This window comes from Candidatus Planktophila sp., from assembly GCF_036734405.1.
In the GTDB taxonomy this organism is placed as follows: Bacteria; Actinomycetota; Actinomycetes; order Nanopelagicales; family Nanopelagicaceae; genus Planktophila.
In genome coordinates this window covers 57,034-71,524 of the sequence record NZ_DAIMYR010000003.1, presented here as the reverse complement: position 1 = coordinate 71,524, position 14,491 = coordinate 57,034, and the positions used below count along the sequence as shown (strand labels likewise).

General features: G+C 46.4%; 19 protein-coding genes. 5 read left to right on the top strand and 14 right to left on the bottom strand.

All coding sequences use genetic code 11. The features are described from left to right. Nucleotides 1-160 precede the first annotated feature (160 nt). Entirely contained in the window at nt 161-1,327 is a 1,167-nt protein-coding gene (locus AC9UC2_RS04370) for an ABC transporter substrate-binding protein (RefSeq protein WP_509525647.1), read from the bottom strand. Nucleotides 1,328-1,360: 33 nt separating this feature from the next. Beyond that, nucleotides 1,361-2,389, bottom strand: a complete 1,029-nt coding sequence (locus tag AC9UC2_RS04365; protein ID WP_509525645.1) for an ABC transporter ATP-binding protein — start codon at nt 2,387-2,389, stop codon at nt 1,361-1,363. 155 nt (nt 2,390-2,544) lie between these two features. On the opposite strand from AC9UC2_RS04365, the gene AC9UC2_RS04360 reads away from it, so the two are divergent. Together AC9UC2_RS04360 and AC9UC2_RS04355 are read left to right on the top strand one after the other, a co-directional pair. After that, complete coding sequence (locus AC9UC2_RS04360; protein ID WP_509525642.1) at nt 2,545-3,150, top strand: histidine phosphatase family protein; 606 nt, start codon at nt 2,545-2,547, stop codon at nt 3,148-3,150. A 79-nt stretch (nt 3,151-3,229) separates the two neighbouring features. Continuing rightward, nucleotides 3,230-3,730: a YqhA family protein gene (locus AC9UC2_RS04355; RefSeq protein WP_509525639.1), complete on the top strand. Its 501-nt coding sequence runs from the start codon at nt 3,230-3,232 to the stop codon at nt 3,728-3,730. Nucleotides 3,731-3,735: 5 nt separating this feature from the next. On the opposite strand, the gene AC9UC2_RS04350 is transcribed toward AC9UC2_RS04355, so the two are convergent. After that, nucleotides 3,736-3,885, bottom strand: a complete 150-nt coding sequence (locus AC9UC2_RS04350; RefSeq protein ID WP_509525637.1) for a hypothetical protein — start codon at nt 3,883-3,885, stop codon at nt 3,736-3,738. A 48-nt stretch (nt 3,886-3,933) separates the two neighbouring features. On the opposite strand from AC9UC2_RS04350, the gene AC9UC2_RS04345 reads away from it, so the two are divergent. Next, nucleotides 3,934-5,058, top strand: a complete 1,125-nt coding sequence (locus AC9UC2_RS04345; protein WP_509525634.1) for a PQQ-dependent sugar dehydrogenase — start codon at nt 3,934-3,936, stop codon at nt 5,056-5,058. Here AC9UC2_RS04345 and AC9UC2_RS04340 read toward each other — a convergent pair. Together AC9UC2_RS04340 and AC9UC2_RS04335 are read right to left on the bottom strand one after the other, a co-directional pair. Further along, a complete protein-coding gene (locus AC9UC2_RS04340) occupies nt 5,055-5,189 on the bottom strand; it encodes a hypothetical protein (RefSeq protein WP_509525631.1) in 135 nt (44 codons plus the stop codon). The genes AC9UC2_RS04345 and AC9UC2_RS04340 overlap by 4 nt on opposite strands. A 45-nt stretch (nt 5,190-5,234) precedes the next feature. Beyond that, nucleotides 5,235-5,996, bottom strand: coding sequence for an SDR family NAD(P)-dependent oxidoreductase (locus AC9UC2_RS04335; RefSeq protein ID WP_509525628.1), 762 nt, complete (start codon nt 5,994-5,996; stop codon nt 5,235-5,237). Between the two features lie 43 nt (nt 5,997-6,039). Between AC9UC2_RS04335 and AC9UC2_RS04330 the strand changes: the two genes are divergently transcribed. Both AC9UC2_RS04330 and AC9UC2_RS04325 read left to right on the top strand, forming a co-directional pair. Beyond that, complete coding sequence (locus AC9UC2_RS04330; RefSeq protein WP_509525626.1) at nt 6,040-7,260, top strand: acyl-CoA dehydrogenase family protein; 1,221 nt, start codon at nt 6,040-6,042, stop codon at nt 7,258-7,260. Continuing rightward, on the top strand, nt 7,257-8,282 hold the full coding sequence (locus AC9UC2_RS04325) for a phosphotransferase family protein (RefSeq protein ID WP_509525624.1): 1,026 nt from the start codon (nt 7,257-7,259) through the stop codon (nt 8,280-8,282). The genes AC9UC2_RS04330 and AC9UC2_RS04325 overlap by 4 nt, the downstream gene beginning before the upstream one ends. On the opposite strand, the gene AC9UC2_RS04320 is transcribed toward AC9UC2_RS04325, so the two are convergent. The 9 genes from AC9UC2_RS04320 to AC9UC2_RS04280 all read right to left on the bottom strand — a co-directional run bounded on the left by AC9UC2_RS04320 (nt 8,268) and on the right by AC9UC2_RS04280 (nt 14,470). Beyond that, nucleotides 8,268-9,866, bottom strand: a complete 1,599-nt coding sequence (locus AC9UC2_RS04320; RefSeq protein WP_509525621.1) for an amidohydrolase — start codon at nt 9,864-9,866, stop codon at nt 8,268-8,270. The two genes, AC9UC2_RS04325 and AC9UC2_RS04320, sit on opposite strands and share 15 nt — an antisense overlap. Before the next feature lie 14 nt (nt 9,867-9,880). After that, nucleotides 9,881-10,120, bottom strand: coding sequence for a mycoredoxin (locus AC9UC2_RS04315; protein ID WP_509525618.1), 240 nt, complete (start codon nt 10,118-10,120; stop codon nt 9,881-9,883). A 5-nt stretch (nt 10,121-10,125) separates the two neighbouring features. Further along, on the bottom strand, nt 10,126-10,485 hold the full coding sequence (locus AC9UC2_RS04310; RefSeq protein ID WP_509525615.1) for a thiol-disulfide oxidoreductase DCC family protein: 360 nt from the start codon (nt 10,483-10,485) through the stop codon (nt 10,126-10,128). After that, on the bottom strand, nt 10,482-11,207 hold the full coding sequence (locus AC9UC2_RS04305; RefSeq protein WP_509525613.1) for a Type 1 glutamine amidotransferase-like domain-containing protein: 726 nt from the start codon (nt 11,205-11,207) through the stop codon (nt 10,482-10,484). The genes AC9UC2_RS04310 and AC9UC2_RS04305 overlap by 4 nt, the downstream gene beginning before the upstream one ends. A gap of 17 nt (nt 11,208-11,224) precedes the next feature. Next, entirely contained in the window at nt 11,225-12,094 is an 870-nt protein-coding gene (locus tag AC9UC2_RS04300) for an SPFH domain-containing protein (RefSeq protein WP_509525610.1), read from the bottom strand. 3 nt (nt 12,095-12,097) lie between these two features. Then, nucleotides 12,098-12,523 (bottom strand): NfeD family protein, encoded by a 426-nt coding sequence (locus AC9UC2_RS04295; RefSeq protein ID WP_509525608.1) that lies wholly within the window; start codon nt 12,521-12,523, stop codon nt 12,098-12,100. Nucleotides 12,524-12,578: 55 nt separating this feature from the next. Then, nucleotides 12,579-13,340: a heliorhodopsin HeR gene (gene heR / locus AC9UC2_RS04290; RefSeq protein ID WP_509525605.1), complete on the bottom strand. Its 762-nt coding sequence runs from the start codon at nt 13,338-13,340 to the stop codon at nt 12,579-12,581. After that, nucleotides 13,337-13,480 carry a hypothetical protein gene (locus tag AC9UC2_RS04285; protein ID WP_509525603.1) on the bottom strand — a complete coding sequence of 48 codons (144 nt, stop codon included), beginning with the start codon at nt 13,478-13,480 and terminating at the stop codon, nt 13,337-13,339. The genes heR and AC9UC2_RS04285 overlap by 4 nt, the downstream gene beginning before the upstream one ends. Nucleotides 13,481-13,612: 132 nt before the next feature. After that, nucleotides 13,613-14,470: a UbiA family prenyltransferase gene (locus tag AC9UC2_RS04280; protein WP_509525600.1), complete on the bottom strand. Its 858-nt coding sequence runs from the start codon at nt 14,468-14,470 to the stop codon at nt 13,613-13,615. Nucleotides 14,471-14,491: the final 21 nt, after the last annotated feature.

Below are 14,491 nucleotides of genomic sequence, written 5' to 3'. Positions count from 1 at the left end.
GCTTGTACAGGTACGAGGAAATCGGCCTAGTGCCGACTTTCGTTGTAACTGCGCTCATCTCTACCTATTTCTATGTTTGAACATCTCAAAATTTGATAAAGAGTGAGGGGATCTATTTCTAAATCCCCTCACTCTTTACTCATTTGTCATACGGTGCTTGTTAACCCTTTACGGTTGCCCAAGCATTTGTCCAGTCCTGGAAGCTGGTGCATTCCACATCTTTGCGACCATCAACACAGGTTGAGATTGGAGTTGTCCAAGGCCAAATTCTCTTGAAGAACTCTTCATCTTCAGCAGCAAACTCATCACAGTGAGCTTGTGCTTCAGGACTTGATGCACAGAAAGCAATGTTTGCTGGAGCCATACCGAAGTTCATCGCGATAGCGCCGTTAACAGAAGCTGTACTTGTGTAATCCATCCATGCGTAAGAACAGTTAATGTTCTTTGTCGTTGAGCTAACCAACCATGAGTCATACCAACCAGTTGAACCTTCAATTGGAAGAGTTGTCTTTAGATTTGGCTTAGCTGCGAACTTGCGAAGGATTTCCCAAGAAGTTCCAACAACTGTGTTGCCACCAGCAAATGATGTTATTTGTGCGACTGGGTCTGACCAGTACTCACCAACAATTGAGTTCTGCTGCTTGAGCAAAGCAATTGCTGCATCTAGCTGAGTCTTATCTAGAGCGTATGGATTCTGAATTTTTAGCTCTGGCTTGTGATACATCAAGTACACAGCAGCATCTGCGATGTAAATTGGTGCATCGTAAGCAGTGATCTTGCCCTTGTATGGGCTATTTGTCTCCCAAACAACATCCCAGCTCTTTGGAGCACCCTTAGTTACATCGTCGTTGTACTGGAGAAGGTTTGCTCCACGGCCAATTGGAACACCGTATGGCTTGCCATTCACAGTGTCATAGATGTTATTGCGCATACCTGTTGCAATTTCATCACTAAAGTTTGGAATTAAGTCAACATTAAGTGGTTGAACGTCTCCACCTACGATTAGACGTAGTGCAGCATCACCCGATGCAGAAACAATGTCATATTGACCTGTTCGCATCAAAGTAACCATTTCATCACTTGTTCCAGCTACACGTGAATTGACCTTGCAACCGGTGTCTGCTTCGAACTTATCGGTCCACTTTGGATCGACGAATCCAGACCAGTTAACAATGTTTACTTCGCCTTCAAAATCGCCCATTTGCTCGTGCATTGGAATATCTGGTACTTCGATCTTCACACCGGCTGAGTCACTTGATGAACAACCTGAAAGAATCAAGACTGATACTGCCAGCAGGCTAAATGCCGATAGCTTCTTTCCTTTCATTGAACTTCCTCTCACCTGACTATTTAAAGTCAATTAATTAGGTATCACTGCCGAGTGGTCGCTTTTCCAAACGGCACCGACCCGATCGCCAACTTCAAATCGGTTGATTTGGTCTGGCAATTCTTCATTTAATCTGGAGGCAATTACCCTCTGCCCCGACTCTGTTTGAATCAAAAATATTGTGCTTGCTCCGATGTATGAGGCCTCGATAATTGTTCCAATTACGCCGCGTTCATCGGCTTTTGGCTTGGTATTGGCTGAAACCAATTTGACTCGCTCTGGTCTGATATTTACCATCGTTGGGCTTCCAAAAATTTCTTGGGCAACATCTCCTGAAAAGATATTTGAAACACCTAAAAAGCTGGCAACAAATTTGGTTTGCGGTCTCTCATACACCTCTTGCGGAGTACCGATTTGCTCAATTGCACCTTCATTAAAGACTGCGATGCGATCACTCATCCGCATTGCTTCTTCTTGATCGTGGGTTACAAAAATAAATGTGATTCCAGCTTCACGTTGGATTCGCTTAAGTTCAACCTGCATCTCTTCACGCAATTGCTTATCTAATGCACCAAGAGGTTCGTCAAGAAGCAATACTTTTGGTCGAAGTACTAGGGCTCTTGCTAGTGCGATGCGTTGGCGCTGTCCACCTGATAATTGGTGTGGTAAACGCTGAGAAAGATGTGTGAGTTTTACTGAGTCAATCGCAGCTAACGCTTGCTTTGCGCGTTCTGCCTTTGGAACTTTTCTTGTGCGAAGTCCGTATTCAACATTTTCTTGAATGCTCATGTGAGGAAAGAGTGCGTAATCTTGGAAAACTGTATTTACGGGGCGATCAAATGGCGCTAATTCAGTGACATCTTGTGATTCGATTGAAATTGTTCCGGTGCTAGCAGTTTCAAAACCTGCAATTAATCGAAGAACGGTTGTCTTGCCAGAACCAGATGGGCCCAACATGGAGAAAAATTCACCGGCATGAACATCTAAATCCAAGTTAGCAACTGCGTGAACATCATCAAAGAATTTATTGACGCCACGAAGTGAGACAAAGCCTGCACTCAAGTTCTAATTCCCCTCACCCTTGAAAGTAATCCGGTTGAGCATATGACAACCAATGGGCGTTTTCTAGAGAATTAGGGAAAAGTCTGAGAATTCAAAAAGGCGTCGGCCTAGCTTGGGCAGTACTCTCTGGTCTAAAGCTGGCGGGAGGTTGAGGCATGGCTCGTCCCTTGCGTTACATGCGGGGGTTAATCCTTGCTCTTGTCAGCGCTCTTGCACTTACTTTGATTCCGCATAATGCATCAGCAAAGAGTTTGGCGATTTGGGATTCATTACAGGGAACAAATCCAAAGGGTTATGTCTTGTTGATGCGACATGCACTGGCACCTGGTGTGGGTGATCCCGCCAATTTACGTGTTGGAGATTGTTCGACGCAACGCAATCTAAATGATCAGGGGCGACAGGATGCGCGAGATATTGGGCAATGGATAAAGCGCAGAGAGGTTCGGATACTGCGCGTTGAATCAAGTAGATGGTGCCGGGCGAAAGAGACAGCAAAGCTACTTGGATTGGGGCGGGTGCGACTGAATAGGAATTTGGATTCGTTGTTTCAGGATGAGGATGCGTTAAATGATCCGCAGACAGCCAATATTCGAAAAAGAATTGTTAGTCATCGCAATACATCGGGGTTATTGATTTTTGTTGGCCACTTTGTGAATATCTCGGCCGTTGTTGGCGTGAGTGTTGATTCTGGTGAAGGAGTCTTGGTGCGTGCCAATTCGCAAGGGCAGATCAAGGTGATGGGGTATTCGCCAACTCCGTGAAGTGTCTGGGCGTTAAGTATCCTTATTTGGCTGGGCACGTTACATGCCTAATTGAGCGGCGATCTACTACCCTTTAATTATGAACAAACTCCTGGCTCTTGCTCGTTACGCCGTCTTAATACCCGCTCTCGCATCAATCTTGGGCGCACTGCTGCTGATGTTCCAAGGATCAGTTGCAATGGTTACAACCATCATTGATGTAGTGACCGAGGGCACCAAGTTGAAGTTAACGATTGTGGAGATTTTGACCGCTGTAGATGCAATTTTGCTAGGAACTGTTCTTTTGGTTATTGGATATGGCTTATACGAGTTGTTTATTGATGAAGATCTAGAAGTACCACCGTGGTTGCAAGTTCAAAATCTTGATGATTTAAAGTCCAAACTAATTGGTGTTGTAGTTGCAATTATCTCGGTGATTTTCGTTGGTGTGTTTGTTGATACCAACCGTGCCGCTGATGTTATTTCATACGGGGTTGGCGCAGGTGCAATGGTCACCGGCCTTGCACTATTTGCCTTTGCTACCCGCAAGGATTCGACGGAAAAGAACAAGCGCGTAAAGGGCAGCGGTTCAACCGAATAAGGGGTTTACTTCTGCTTTAAGTGTTCTGCTGCATCAGCGAAGCCTTCGGCTTCTAGCTTTGCAATCAAATCGGCCTTTACAGCCTTAACAACATTATGTGTGCCATTACAGTTTTTCTCAGGATCGGTTGTGTATCCGCAGCTGCAAGCTCCCATTGTGATTCTCCTCTTTCGTTGACTACTTCACTGGATTAGAGTTTACGTGTGATTAGACGGTTTGTCCTTGCCAGTGCGTTGGCGCTTTCAGTAATGCTGCCGGCTAATGCTTATCAATTTGATGATGGCACTGTAGAAGTTGCATTTAAGTCTCGCTCTATCACTGCAGCGGTTACCGAAGGCGGAAATTCTCGTGGGCCAGCGCTGGCAGTGTTAAAGGATGACACTGTGTTGCTCGGTGGTGGGCGCGCAGGTGGCGAGATCTTTACCTTTAACAAAGATGGCAAGTCTCTTCGTAAGTTGGGAAGTTTTATTGCAGCCAATCGCCGCGTGATTGATTCACGGTTTGCGATTAACGATATTGCGGTGTTGTCAGAAAGTGCTACCGCAGCGAAACTTTTGATCTCCTATCCCCGATTAGGTACTGGGCGCTCCTGTGTTGAAATCGTAGTTGATGAGCTTGCTTATGATCGCAAGCGGCAGCGCATTAAGTTTGTTTCGAACTGGTTTGTTTCAAAGCCATGTGTTCCGATCTCTGCTGTGCAACACACAGCGGGACGTTTTGAAGTCATCGATAAGAACAGTGTCTACGTGACTATTGGCGATCTGGGATATTCATTAATTGATGATCGAAATAAGCGCGGTGACTTAGGTTCGATATTTAAGTTAACGGCCAAAGCTGCAGTGCGCATTTCTGAAGGCCATCGCAATCCGCAGGGAATTGTTATGTATGACAAGGTGCATTTGTTGGCTGCAGAGCATGGGCCGCGTGGCGGGGATGAATTAAATTTGATTAAACAAGGAAGGGATTACGGTTGGCCTTTTGTTTCTTATGGTCAGCCATATGGTGGCGGGGATTATGTTCGTCCAGGAAAAACCGGAACGCATGCCGGATATCCAGAGCCGCTTACCTATTGGGTTCCATCGATTGCACCAACTGAATTAGTTCAGCTGCCAAAGCAGGGCTGGGGTAATTGGAATGGCGCGGTTGTGCTGGGCACATTACGTGAAGAGGTGCTTGTTTTCATTAAGTTGAATCAGAATCTTCAGGTAGTTGAAAAGATTCAGGTTAATGTTGGCCATCGCGTGCGTGATCTGGAAATGCTCAGTAACGGTTCGATGGTGATGAGTACTGATTCTGGACAGTTGATTACTGTCACAAACGTTCGCTAAAGGGTGTTAAGAATTCCGATTAAAGCTGTTGTTCCTGCTGCGATGAAGAAGATTGCCAGTGGGACCCAACCAAAGATTCGGTATGCGGTGATCTTGTCGTCCTTTAGGCCTGTTTCGTTTTCTCTGCTCATAGTATGAAGGTTACCAATTCTGTTAGTTGATTTCTATGTGAAGCCTTACGGCATAACCAATCCACCATCAACTGGCACAGTGATTCCGGTGACATAACTAGCTGCATCACTTACTAACCAGATTAATGTTGCAGCCAATTCTTCTGGATCCCCTAGGCGACCAGCGGGGGTGAACATCTTGATCATATTGACCATGTCTTTTGGAAGTTCATCACTCATTTCAGATGGGAAAAATCCTGGGGCAAGAGCGTTAACGCGAATATTTTTGCGACCTGTCCACTGTGCTGCAAGGTCTCTCGTTAATCCGATGACTCCGGCTTTGCTTGATGCGTAGGCCGCTTGTGGCAAACCTTGTGGCTTAAGTCCAAGCACGCTGGAGATATTAACGATCGCTCCCCCGTCTTTGTTTGCTTTGGCAAACTCTTGTGCCATCCAATATGAACCCATCAAATTTGTTTCAATCACAGATCTATATTGATCAGGAGTTTCATGTGTTGCAGGAACTGCGGTTCCAACACCTGCGTTGTTAACAAGAATGTCGACGCGGCCATACTTTTCAATTGCAAGAGCGATCAACGCTGCGCAATCTTCTGGTTTAGTCACATCGGTTTTGCGCCCGACCCATGTGCGACCTGCAGCAGTTACCAATGCGCCGGTATCTGCAAGGCGCTCTTCGCGACGAGCACCCAAAACTAGATCAGCACCTGCTTCGGCCAATGCTTTTGAAAAGGCCACACCTAATCCTGATGATGCGCCGGTAACAACAGCTACCTTTCCATCAAGTTTAAAGCGGTCCAGAATGCTCATCTGTTTTCTCCTCTTTTTGATGCACTACGGGTAGATTACAGACATGGAGTTCAAACTCAGCCCAAAGGCTGCCGAATACAGTGCGCGCCTTCAGAAATTTATGGATGAAAAGGTAATTCCGGCCGAAGCTGTCTATCACAATCAACGTCAAGCACTTGTTGCAGCGGGTAAGCCACATGATTTGCCGGCAATAGTTGAAACCTTAAAGGCTGATGCCAAGGCGCAAGGTTTGTGGAATTTGTTCTTGCCACACAGCCACGATCCACATCACGGTTTGACTGTTACCGATTATGCAACGCTGGCTGAAATAACTGGGCGTTCTGTCGAAATTGCACCAGAGGCGCTTAATTGTTCGGCACCTGACACCGGCAACATGGAAGTTCTGGATATGTTCGGTACCGATGCGCAGAAAGCGCAGTGGCTAGCGCCTTTGTTGGCTGGAACAATTCGTTCGGGGTTTGCCATGACCGAGCCTGATGTCGCATCTAGTGATGCGCGAAACATTGAAACATCAATTGTTCGTGATGGTGATTTTTATGTGATCAATGGTCGCAAGTGGTGGACTACAGGTGCGATGGATCCGCGCTGTCAGATTTTGATTGTTATGGGAAAGACAAACCCTGCTGCAGATTCATACAATCAGCAGTCGATGGTGCTTGTGCCGATCAATACGCCGGGTGTAACAGTTGAGCGCAACTTACTTGTTTTTGGTTATGTCGATCAGCATGGTCATGCCGAAGTCACCTTTAAGGATGTTCGAGTCCCTGTTGCTAATTTGGTTGGCGAAGAAGGTGCGGGCTTTGCAATTGCGCAAGCTCGACTTGGGCCAGGACGCGTGCACCACTGCATGCGAGCAATTGGCATGGCAGAGCGGGCCTTGTCACTGATGATCACGCGCGCGAATTCTCGTGTGGCATTTGGCAAGGAGCTTTCGCATCAGGGAACGATTCAAAATTGGATCGCAGAATCTAGAATTGAAATCGAACAAGCGCGTTTATTGGTCTTAAAGTGCGCGTGGATGATTGATACGCACGGAGCAAAAGCTGCGCGTAAAGAGATTGCTTTGATTAAGGTTGCTATTCCGCGTATGGCACAGCAAGTTGTTGATCGTGCGATTCAGGTTCATGGTGGTGCTGGCGTAAGTCAGGACACGGTGTTGGCAAGTATGTATGCAGGTATTCGTACATTACGCATTGTTGATGGGCCAGATGAGGTTCATATTCGCGATATTGCTCGCATGGAAATCAAACCTTATTTGGCATGAAGGATTTAACCCCGGTCCGTGAAGAGGATCGCTTTGATGTTGAGCGAATGCACCAATGGTTGCGTCCATTTATCAATGTGGATGCAGTCCCCGAGGTTTTACAGTTTCGAAGCGGTGCATCTAATCTGACATATTTACTGCAGTATCCAGACCGTGAATTAGTACTGCGTAAGCCGCCGGTGGGAACAAAGGCGGCATCTGCCCACGACATGAAGCGTGAGTTTTTGATTCAGTCACGGTTGCAGCCGGTCTATCCCCTAGTGCCATCAATGGTTGCCTTGTGTGATGATCAATCGGTAATGGGTTCTGATTTTTATGTGATGGAACGAGTTGTTGGCGATATCTTTCGGCGAGATGTTCCAGAAGGTGTAAAGCTGTCCGATGTTTCAGTGATGGCAGATTCTTTGATTAGCGGTTTGGTTCAGCTACATGCAGTTGATGCAAGTATTTTGGCCGAGCTCAATAAAGGTCCTGGATATGTACAGCGACAAGTTGAAGGATGGTCCAAGCGATATCGCAATGCGCTGACCGATGATGTTCCAAATGGCGAAAAGGTAATGGCGTGGCTGGACGCAAACCGTCCAGATGATGTTGCATCCTGTGTGATTCATGGAGATTGGCGCATCGACAATGTGGTTTTTGATTTAGAACAAGCGCGCATAGTTGGTGTTTTGGATTGGGAACTGGCAACTGTCGGAGATCCGTTAATGGATTTGGGATCATCTCTTGCTTATTGGGTTGATCGAGATGATGAGCCAGCCTTTGCTGCCTTGCGCAGACAACCAAGTCATTTGCCAGGAATGCCGACCCGCGAAGAATTTGTGCAGCGATACCTGCAGTTAAGTGGTCGCCGTTGTGATGATTTTACTTTTTACGAAGTCTTTGGGCTCTTTCGTTTAGCGGTAATCATTCAACAGATTTGGGCCAGATACCGCTCAGGGCAAACAACTAATCCAGCTTTTGCTGGCTTTGGCGATGCGTGCAATACCTTGATTAACCGCGCAGAATTACGGCTTTCGTAAAACTGATTCACCTTTTTTATACACATCATTGATTTTGATTTTTGCTACATCATGTGGCGGCGCAGTTAATGGATTGGTTTCAAGAACAATCAAATCTGCTTGCTTACCAATAGCAATTGTTCCAAAACGATCCTCATTAAAGTTTTGATGTGCCACGCCTTGGGTATAAAAAGCCAGGCTTTGTTCTGTTGTGATGCGTTGTTCTGGGCTCCAACCGTTAGCTGGTTGATGGTCGGCTGTTTGACGATGTACCGGAACAGCTAGTGCTTCTAGCGGAACTTGCGAAGTAACCGGCCAGTCGCTGCCAAATGCAATTTGTACACCCGATGCGATCATCGAAGCTAATTGGTACTGCATATTGTTTCGATCATTACCGATGCGCGGTGCGATTAATTTTGAGTTCATGGGATCTAGATACATCCACAGTGGTTGGTAATTTGCGATTGCCCCTAACTGGGCAAAACGAGGCATATCAGCTGAATGCACCAGCTGGGCATGCGCAATCACCGCTCTGCGATCTGGCTTTGGATTCACTGTGTTCAGCTTTTCAACGACATCTAAAGCTTGTCGCACAGCAGCATCACCGATTGCGTGCAGGTGTAGCTGAAAACCTTGGTTATCAAAATACGTTGCAGCTTCTAGCAAAAGTTCATCAGACCAAATCAATAAGCCTCTAGTGCTTGGATCATCTAGGTATGGATCCAAAAGTGCGGCAGTTCCGCTAGATAGTGCGCCATCTAAAATAATTTTGATGGTATTGGCTCGCAATAATGAAGTTGGTCCTAGATCCTGTATTTGTTTGCGCAAGCGGCTAAAACTGTCGGCACGCTCTTGCCACGAATCAGGTTGGGCAAGAAAGAAAAGGTTCATATCAATCTGCAGTGCACCAGATGCATCAGCTGCAATATAGGCCTCGGCCATTCCGGGTTCGATCCAGGCATCAGTTGCTGCGGTTACTCCACACTGTAAATATTGCGCTGAAGCCCAAGCGATGGCTAGGACATCTTTTTCAATAGTTGCGGCAGGACTTTTATCCATCACTAGATCCATTGCAGATGGTTCACGCAAAGTTCCGCGAGCAGAGCCATCGGGATTACGTGCAATGGTTCCACCATCTGGATCTGGTGTCGCAGCAGTTATTCCAGCTAATTCAATCGCCTTGGTGTTTACCCAAATAGTGTGATGATCAACTGCGCGCAGAACAACCGGACGGTCAGGTACAACTTCATCAAGCCACGTCGCTAGAAAATCTCCGCGTTCGATGATGGCGGCTTCATATGCTCCGCCAATAATCCAAGGTTGATCTGGGTGTGCGTCAGCAAATCTCTTTACTTTGGCACAAATTTCTTTAACGGTTTGTAGCCCATTTACAAGCGGGCCTTGTGCTTGGCGACCTGCAAACAAAGGGTGTGCGTGTCCATCCATAAAGGCTGGTGCAAGAAAGCGGCCCTGTAAATCAATTACTTCATCACCTGGTTGTGACTGTTCATCAATGGCAAGGATCAAGCCTTTATCAATGCGCAGTGAAGTTGCTAGAACACCTTCTGCGCACCAGATTGTTCCACCAGTAAAAAACTTTGCCATTGCCTGTACTTAGATCACAGAGTTGCTAGTTTTTCGACAACCTGCTTGGCAGAAGGATTAGTCATCGCAGTTCCATCAGAGAAAACAAGTGTTGGAACAGTGCGATTGCCGCCGTTTACCTTTTCAACGATTTCAGCTGTGCCCGCAACCTCTTCGATGTTGATTTCTTCGAAGGTAACACCTTGTTCGGCTAACTGAGACTTAAGGCGCTTGCAGTAACCACACCAACTGGTTGAGTACATAACAAAGGACATTTGATTCACTTTCCGTTGAGGTATGACAGAAGTCTAGTTGCTAACTTTACTGGAATGGAATTTCGGTGGGATGCGATCCAGCGGTAACCGGCACGGCCAAACGGTCCTGAGATTTTGATCTTTAGCCACAGCAATGTGTTGCCACGTTGCTTAAGTAAGTATGCAATCCCAGCTGCTCCCCCATATGTATGTCCTGCTGAAATTACATAGACCTGCTTGGCACATTGTTCGCGCGTTAGATGAAAGGGGGTCAGATCAGTTGTCTGAAATGGCAGCGCGGTGACTGAAAGTTTGCGTTGAATCCAGGTGACTGATTGCTTGCAGAATTCGCATTCGCCATCAAAGATAACTGTTATCTGATTCATTGAAGCGACAGCTTTATTTCTTGACCATCATGTAACTGTTGATCAGGCAAACCCTTTAGTACATGAACTTTTGCATCCCCAACAACTATCCAACTGTCACTTCCCGTGCGCTTTACGATCGCTGTCATTTCATCAACACCGATTAGGATTGAATCATCAGGCACATGCAACAACACCTTGGCCGCACTTTCAGGAATCCACTTAAAGAACTTATTGAAGTGCGGGATGACTCGAATTTGAGGTAGCAGATTTAAGCCTTGACTTGGTGAGCGCTTAAGCATTCGAAAGTTTGGAATCTGAGCAGATAAAACCATCGCGCCAGCGCTGCAGCCAGCAAGGGATGCACCGCTTTGCCAATTATCAAGAATTGCAGCCCAAACAGGTGTATCGATTAATACTTCTGCAAGATGATGAGGATCTCCGCCTGACATGTACATCAAGGCGCAGTTCTTTATTGCATCAACATGTTCCTGTTTGAATGCATCATCGCGGGTGTAGATGGGCAAAAAGATTGGTTGCACACCCATGCGTTCTGCTTGTTGCTGGCCAAGATTTTGCCAGTAATTAAGACTGTCCTGACTTTCGCGTCCGGCCGCGGTTGGAATCTGGATGTAGGCAGGTTGCTTGCCGTTGGCCACACCGTCATTTAGCAATGACTTTTCGAAAGCCGCCATAGCAGGCAGGTATTCACCTGATCCAACTAACGCCAACGACCCGTTCATGCAGTCATTGTATGGGCTTACTTCTTGAAGGCTTTAATTATCTGCTCTGCAGCCCCACTAAGTTCGGCTGGAATTATCCAAACCTTGCTTGCGGATCCATTTGCGATTGCTGGTAGTTGTTGCAAATACTGGTATGCCAAAACTTTTTCATCTGGATTGGCATCATGTACAGCACCAAAAACTTTCTTAATTGCAGCGGCTTCACCCTCGGCGCGAAGGATTGCAGCTTGTGCATCACCTTCTGCTCGCAAAATCTCTGCTTGGCGTGCACCTTCGGCGGTAAGAATCTGGCTTTGCTTCTCACCCTCTGCGGTCAAAATTGCGGCGCGCTTGTCACGCTCTGCACGCATCTGCTTTTCCATTGACTCTTGAACACTTGGAGGTGGATCGATCGCCTTAAGTTCCACTCTATTTACGCGAACGCCCCACTTGCCGGTTGCATCATCTAGGACTCCGCGAAGGGCAGCGTTAATAGAATCACGTGAAGTTAAGGCCGCCTCTAGATCAAGACCACCCACAACATTTCGAAGAGTTGTAACTGTTAATTGTTCAATACCCTGAATAACGTTTTCAATTTCATATGTTGCAGACTTTGGATCAGTTACCTGGAAATAAATCACCGTATCGATTGAAACCACCAGGTTGTCTTCAGTAATAACTGGTTGCGGAGGAAATGAAACTACTCGCTCTCGCATATCAATCAATGGCCTCAGGCGATCAACAAAAGGAATAATGATGGTTAAGCCAGCACCCAGCGTGCGGTGATAACGACCAAGGCGTTCTACCAACCCGGCACTTGCTTGAGGGATGATGCGGATTGAGCGCGCGAGGATGACCGCAAAAATAACAACAAGAAGAACAAGTACTCCGAATGAGTAATTAATCATTGTCTAACCCCTTAGCTTGATGACTGCAGTAGCACCTTCAATTGAAAGCACTTCAACTTTTGATCCAGTTGCGATCACGCCTGATTGTGTACGTGCGCTCCAGGTTTCACCGCTTAACTTCACTTGACCTGAAATCTCATTTACCTCTGTTAACGCCAGCGCTGGCGCTCCAACTAATGCATCCACATTGGTTGCAAAATTTGGTGTTGTTTTCTTTAAGTGCTTAAGCGCGATTGGACGCAGGATGAATAAAGAAAGAATGGCGGCAACTCCAAAGGTGAAACCTTGAACCGCCATATTAAATCCGAGAGCGTTCGCGATCGCCGCCATGAATGCTGAGAAGGCAAGTGAGGCAAACAAAAGATCAACTGTCAGCATTTCAGCAACTAACAAAGCACTACCCGCTGCTAACCACATCCAAATCGGCATACTTTCCCCCGTTCTTGAAGGAAGCCTACTCCCAGTGTTGTCTTGTGGCTACTTTTTATTCGAAGAGAGTGCCGACGAATACCTGCCAAGCAAGAGCTGATTTAGCAATCAATGAGAGAGTTATATAAGTCTTTTCTCCACGTAGATAATCAGACCACTTTCCGACCTTTTTGTATTGCAGGTACTGAACAACTGCGAATGTATTAAAGAGGACAAAGAGTGAAACAACGATTCCGTAGACAAATGCTGGAGCCTTTGCCTCGGACGGTCCACCAATAGCCAATACATAGAAAATAAGTCCTAGCCAAGGAACGATTCCTGCGATGCAACCAAAGATAAAAGGAATCCATCCACCATTCCCAGGAGTTTCATATTTTTCTTGAAGCCAACCGAAAAGGATCATGGAAGCGTTTACACCAAAGAGGGAAACAATTGCAACTACATCTGAAACACCGCAGATCTGTGAGATTAAAACGATCATTACAGATGAGCTGATTGAGTATTCGACCCAGCGGAAGTAGTTACGGTTTTGCGTAAGTCCTGCGCTGTAACGAGGGAAGAACTTTGGTGATGCGACTAAGAAGTGGAAGAAAGCCGAAAGACCTAAGAATGTAGCAACACCAATTCCAACAGGGGTATTAAACAAAGTTACGGGTTCAGCAAAAGTGCTTCCTGGAGGGCCAGACATGTAGCGACCCACAATTGGAAGAGTGAAGTCATTGGCTAGGGCCAAGACTGCAATCATCTGAACTAGGTGGAATACGCCAGCGATGATGTTGTAGCGGCGTAGCTTTGAAGTGTTCATCTCTTTAGTCATGGCTTAAGAGTAAGCCAAGAAACCACTTTGTCAGCGAAGCCACGATCTAGTTCGGGAACGTGGACTCCCCCATTTATCTTCCACAACTCGAGCGAACCTGCTGAGAATTGATTGTTGTTGCTCCAAAGCTTTATTGCCACATCAGTAGATAAGTAACTCTGGGCGAATACCGAGCCTCCAGCGTAAAAAATAGTTGCGTCGGCATCGCCATGAAAATATTGAACGTCATTGACGCCACTCTTGGCAAAATCACAACAAGCGTTAGCAGGGTTTCAGAAGTTATTTCCCGAACGATCTGCCCCGATTATGACGCTGGTTTTAGCGGCAAACTCTTGATTGCCTATTTCAGAATCTAGCGCAGATAGCAACAGCGCAAGATTTGCTAGTGCAACAATCATGATCGCTTTAAACAAAATCTTTCGCGGGGCTTTAATGGTTAAAAGTGCACCGATAATTCCAACAATCAAAAGCGCTGGTTGGGGGCTTACTGAATTGAGCAGCACCGTGTTTACCAAGAGAATGAGAGCAATTAACAATCGTGAGGCTTTTTCACCAATGATGCGCGGGAATGAGCGGATTCCGGATTGTCCGTCTTCTTCAAAATCCTTCAGCACATTTGCAATGTGTGCGGCAACGCCCAGCAACGAACCAGCCGCCATCATCCACAACGGTGGAACTTCATCAACAGCCAGAACAATCGATGCAGGCAGTGCTGCAAAGGCAATGACATAAGGAAGTGGTGACAGTACCGTGTATTTGAAATAAAAGTTATAGGCGAGGCCAAAAGCAATACCTAGTAAATAAACTGCGCCACCTTTTAATCCCAAGGGTCCAAATAGATTAACTAACACTGCAAGCGGAGTAACAACAAAGATGGCGGTGCGCAGTTGCTTTGATGTGATCAATCCTGAAACCAATGGCTTTGCAATACGGTTATGTTTTAAATCATCGTCGTAATCACGTAAATCATTTGTCCAGCCAACGATTAATTGTCCCAACAGAACGCCAATGGCAATCACATAGGCGGGGCCTTCCCACCACAGCGCTTGAGCAATGAGAAAAGCAACGGTTGTAACAAGCACGGAAGGGCCGAAGTGACAGGCCTGAAGTAACCCCCGCAGTCTTTTCATGGTTTTCAGTCTAACCAACCC

Coding starts and splice junctions, on each gene's coding strand:
- AC9UC2_RS04370 (WP_509525647.1), bottom strand. CDS start 1,327: ATGAAAGGAAAGAAGCTATCGGCATTTAGCCTGCTGGCAGTATCAGTC.
- AC9UC2_RS04360 (WP_509525642.1), top strand. CDS start 2,545: ATGGCTCGTCCCTTGCGTTACATGCGGGGGTTAATCCTTGCTCTTGTC.
- AC9UC2_RS04355 (WP_509525639.1), top strand. CDS start 3,230: ATGAACAAACTCCTGGCTCTTGCTCGTTACGCCGTCTTAATACCCGCT.
- AC9UC2_RS04350 (WP_509525637.1), bottom strand. CDS start 3,885: ATGGGAGCTTGCAGCTGCGGATACACAACCGATCCTGAGAAAAACTGT.
- AC9UC2_RS04340 (WP_509525631.1), bottom strand. CDS start 5,189: ATGAGCAGAGAAAACGAAACAGGCCTAAAGGACGACAAGATCACCGCA.
- AC9UC2_RS04335 (WP_509525628.1), bottom strand. CDS start 5,996: ATGAGCATTCTGGACCGCTTTAAACTTGATGGAAAGGTAGCTGTTGTT.
- AC9UC2_RS04330 (WP_509525626.1), top strand. CDS start 6,040: ATGGAGTTCAAACTCAGCCCAAAGGCTGCCGAATACAGTGCGCGCCTT.
- AC9UC2_RS04325 (WP_509525624.1), top strand. CDS start 7,257: ATGAAGGATTTAACCCCGGTCCGTGAAGAGGATCGCTTTGATGTTGAG.
- AC9UC2_RS04320 (WP_509525621.1), bottom strand. CDS start 9,866: ATGGCAAAGTTTTTTACTGGTGGAACAATCTGGTGCGCAGAAGGTGTT.
- AC9UC2_RS04315 (WP_509525618.1), bottom strand. CDS start 10,120: ATGTCCTTTGTTATGTACTCAACCAGTTGGTGTGGTTACTGCAAGCGC.
- AC9UC2_RS04310 (WP_509525615.1), bottom strand. CDS start 10,485: ATGAATCAGATAACAGTTATCTTTGATGGCGAATGCGAATTCTGCAAG.
- AC9UC2_RS04305 (WP_509525613.1), bottom strand. CDS start 11,207: ATGAACGGGTCGTTGGCGTTAGTTGGATCAGGTGAATACCTGCCTGCT.
- AC9UC2_RS04300 (WP_509525610.1), bottom strand. CDS start 12,094: ATGATTAATTACTCATTCGGAGTACTTGTTCTTCTTGTTGTTATTTTT.
- AC9UC2_RS04295 (WP_509525608.1), bottom strand. CDS start 12,523: ATGCCGATTTGGATGTGGTTAGCAGCGGGTAGTGCTTTGTTAGTTGCT.
- heR (WP_509525605.1), bottom strand. CDS start 13,340: ATGACTAAAGAGATGAACACTTCAAAGCTACGCCGCTACAACATCATC.
- AC9UC2_RS04280 (WP_509525600.1), bottom strand. CDS start 14,470: ATGAAAAGACTGCGGGGGTTACTTCAGGCCTGTCACTTCGGCCCTTCC.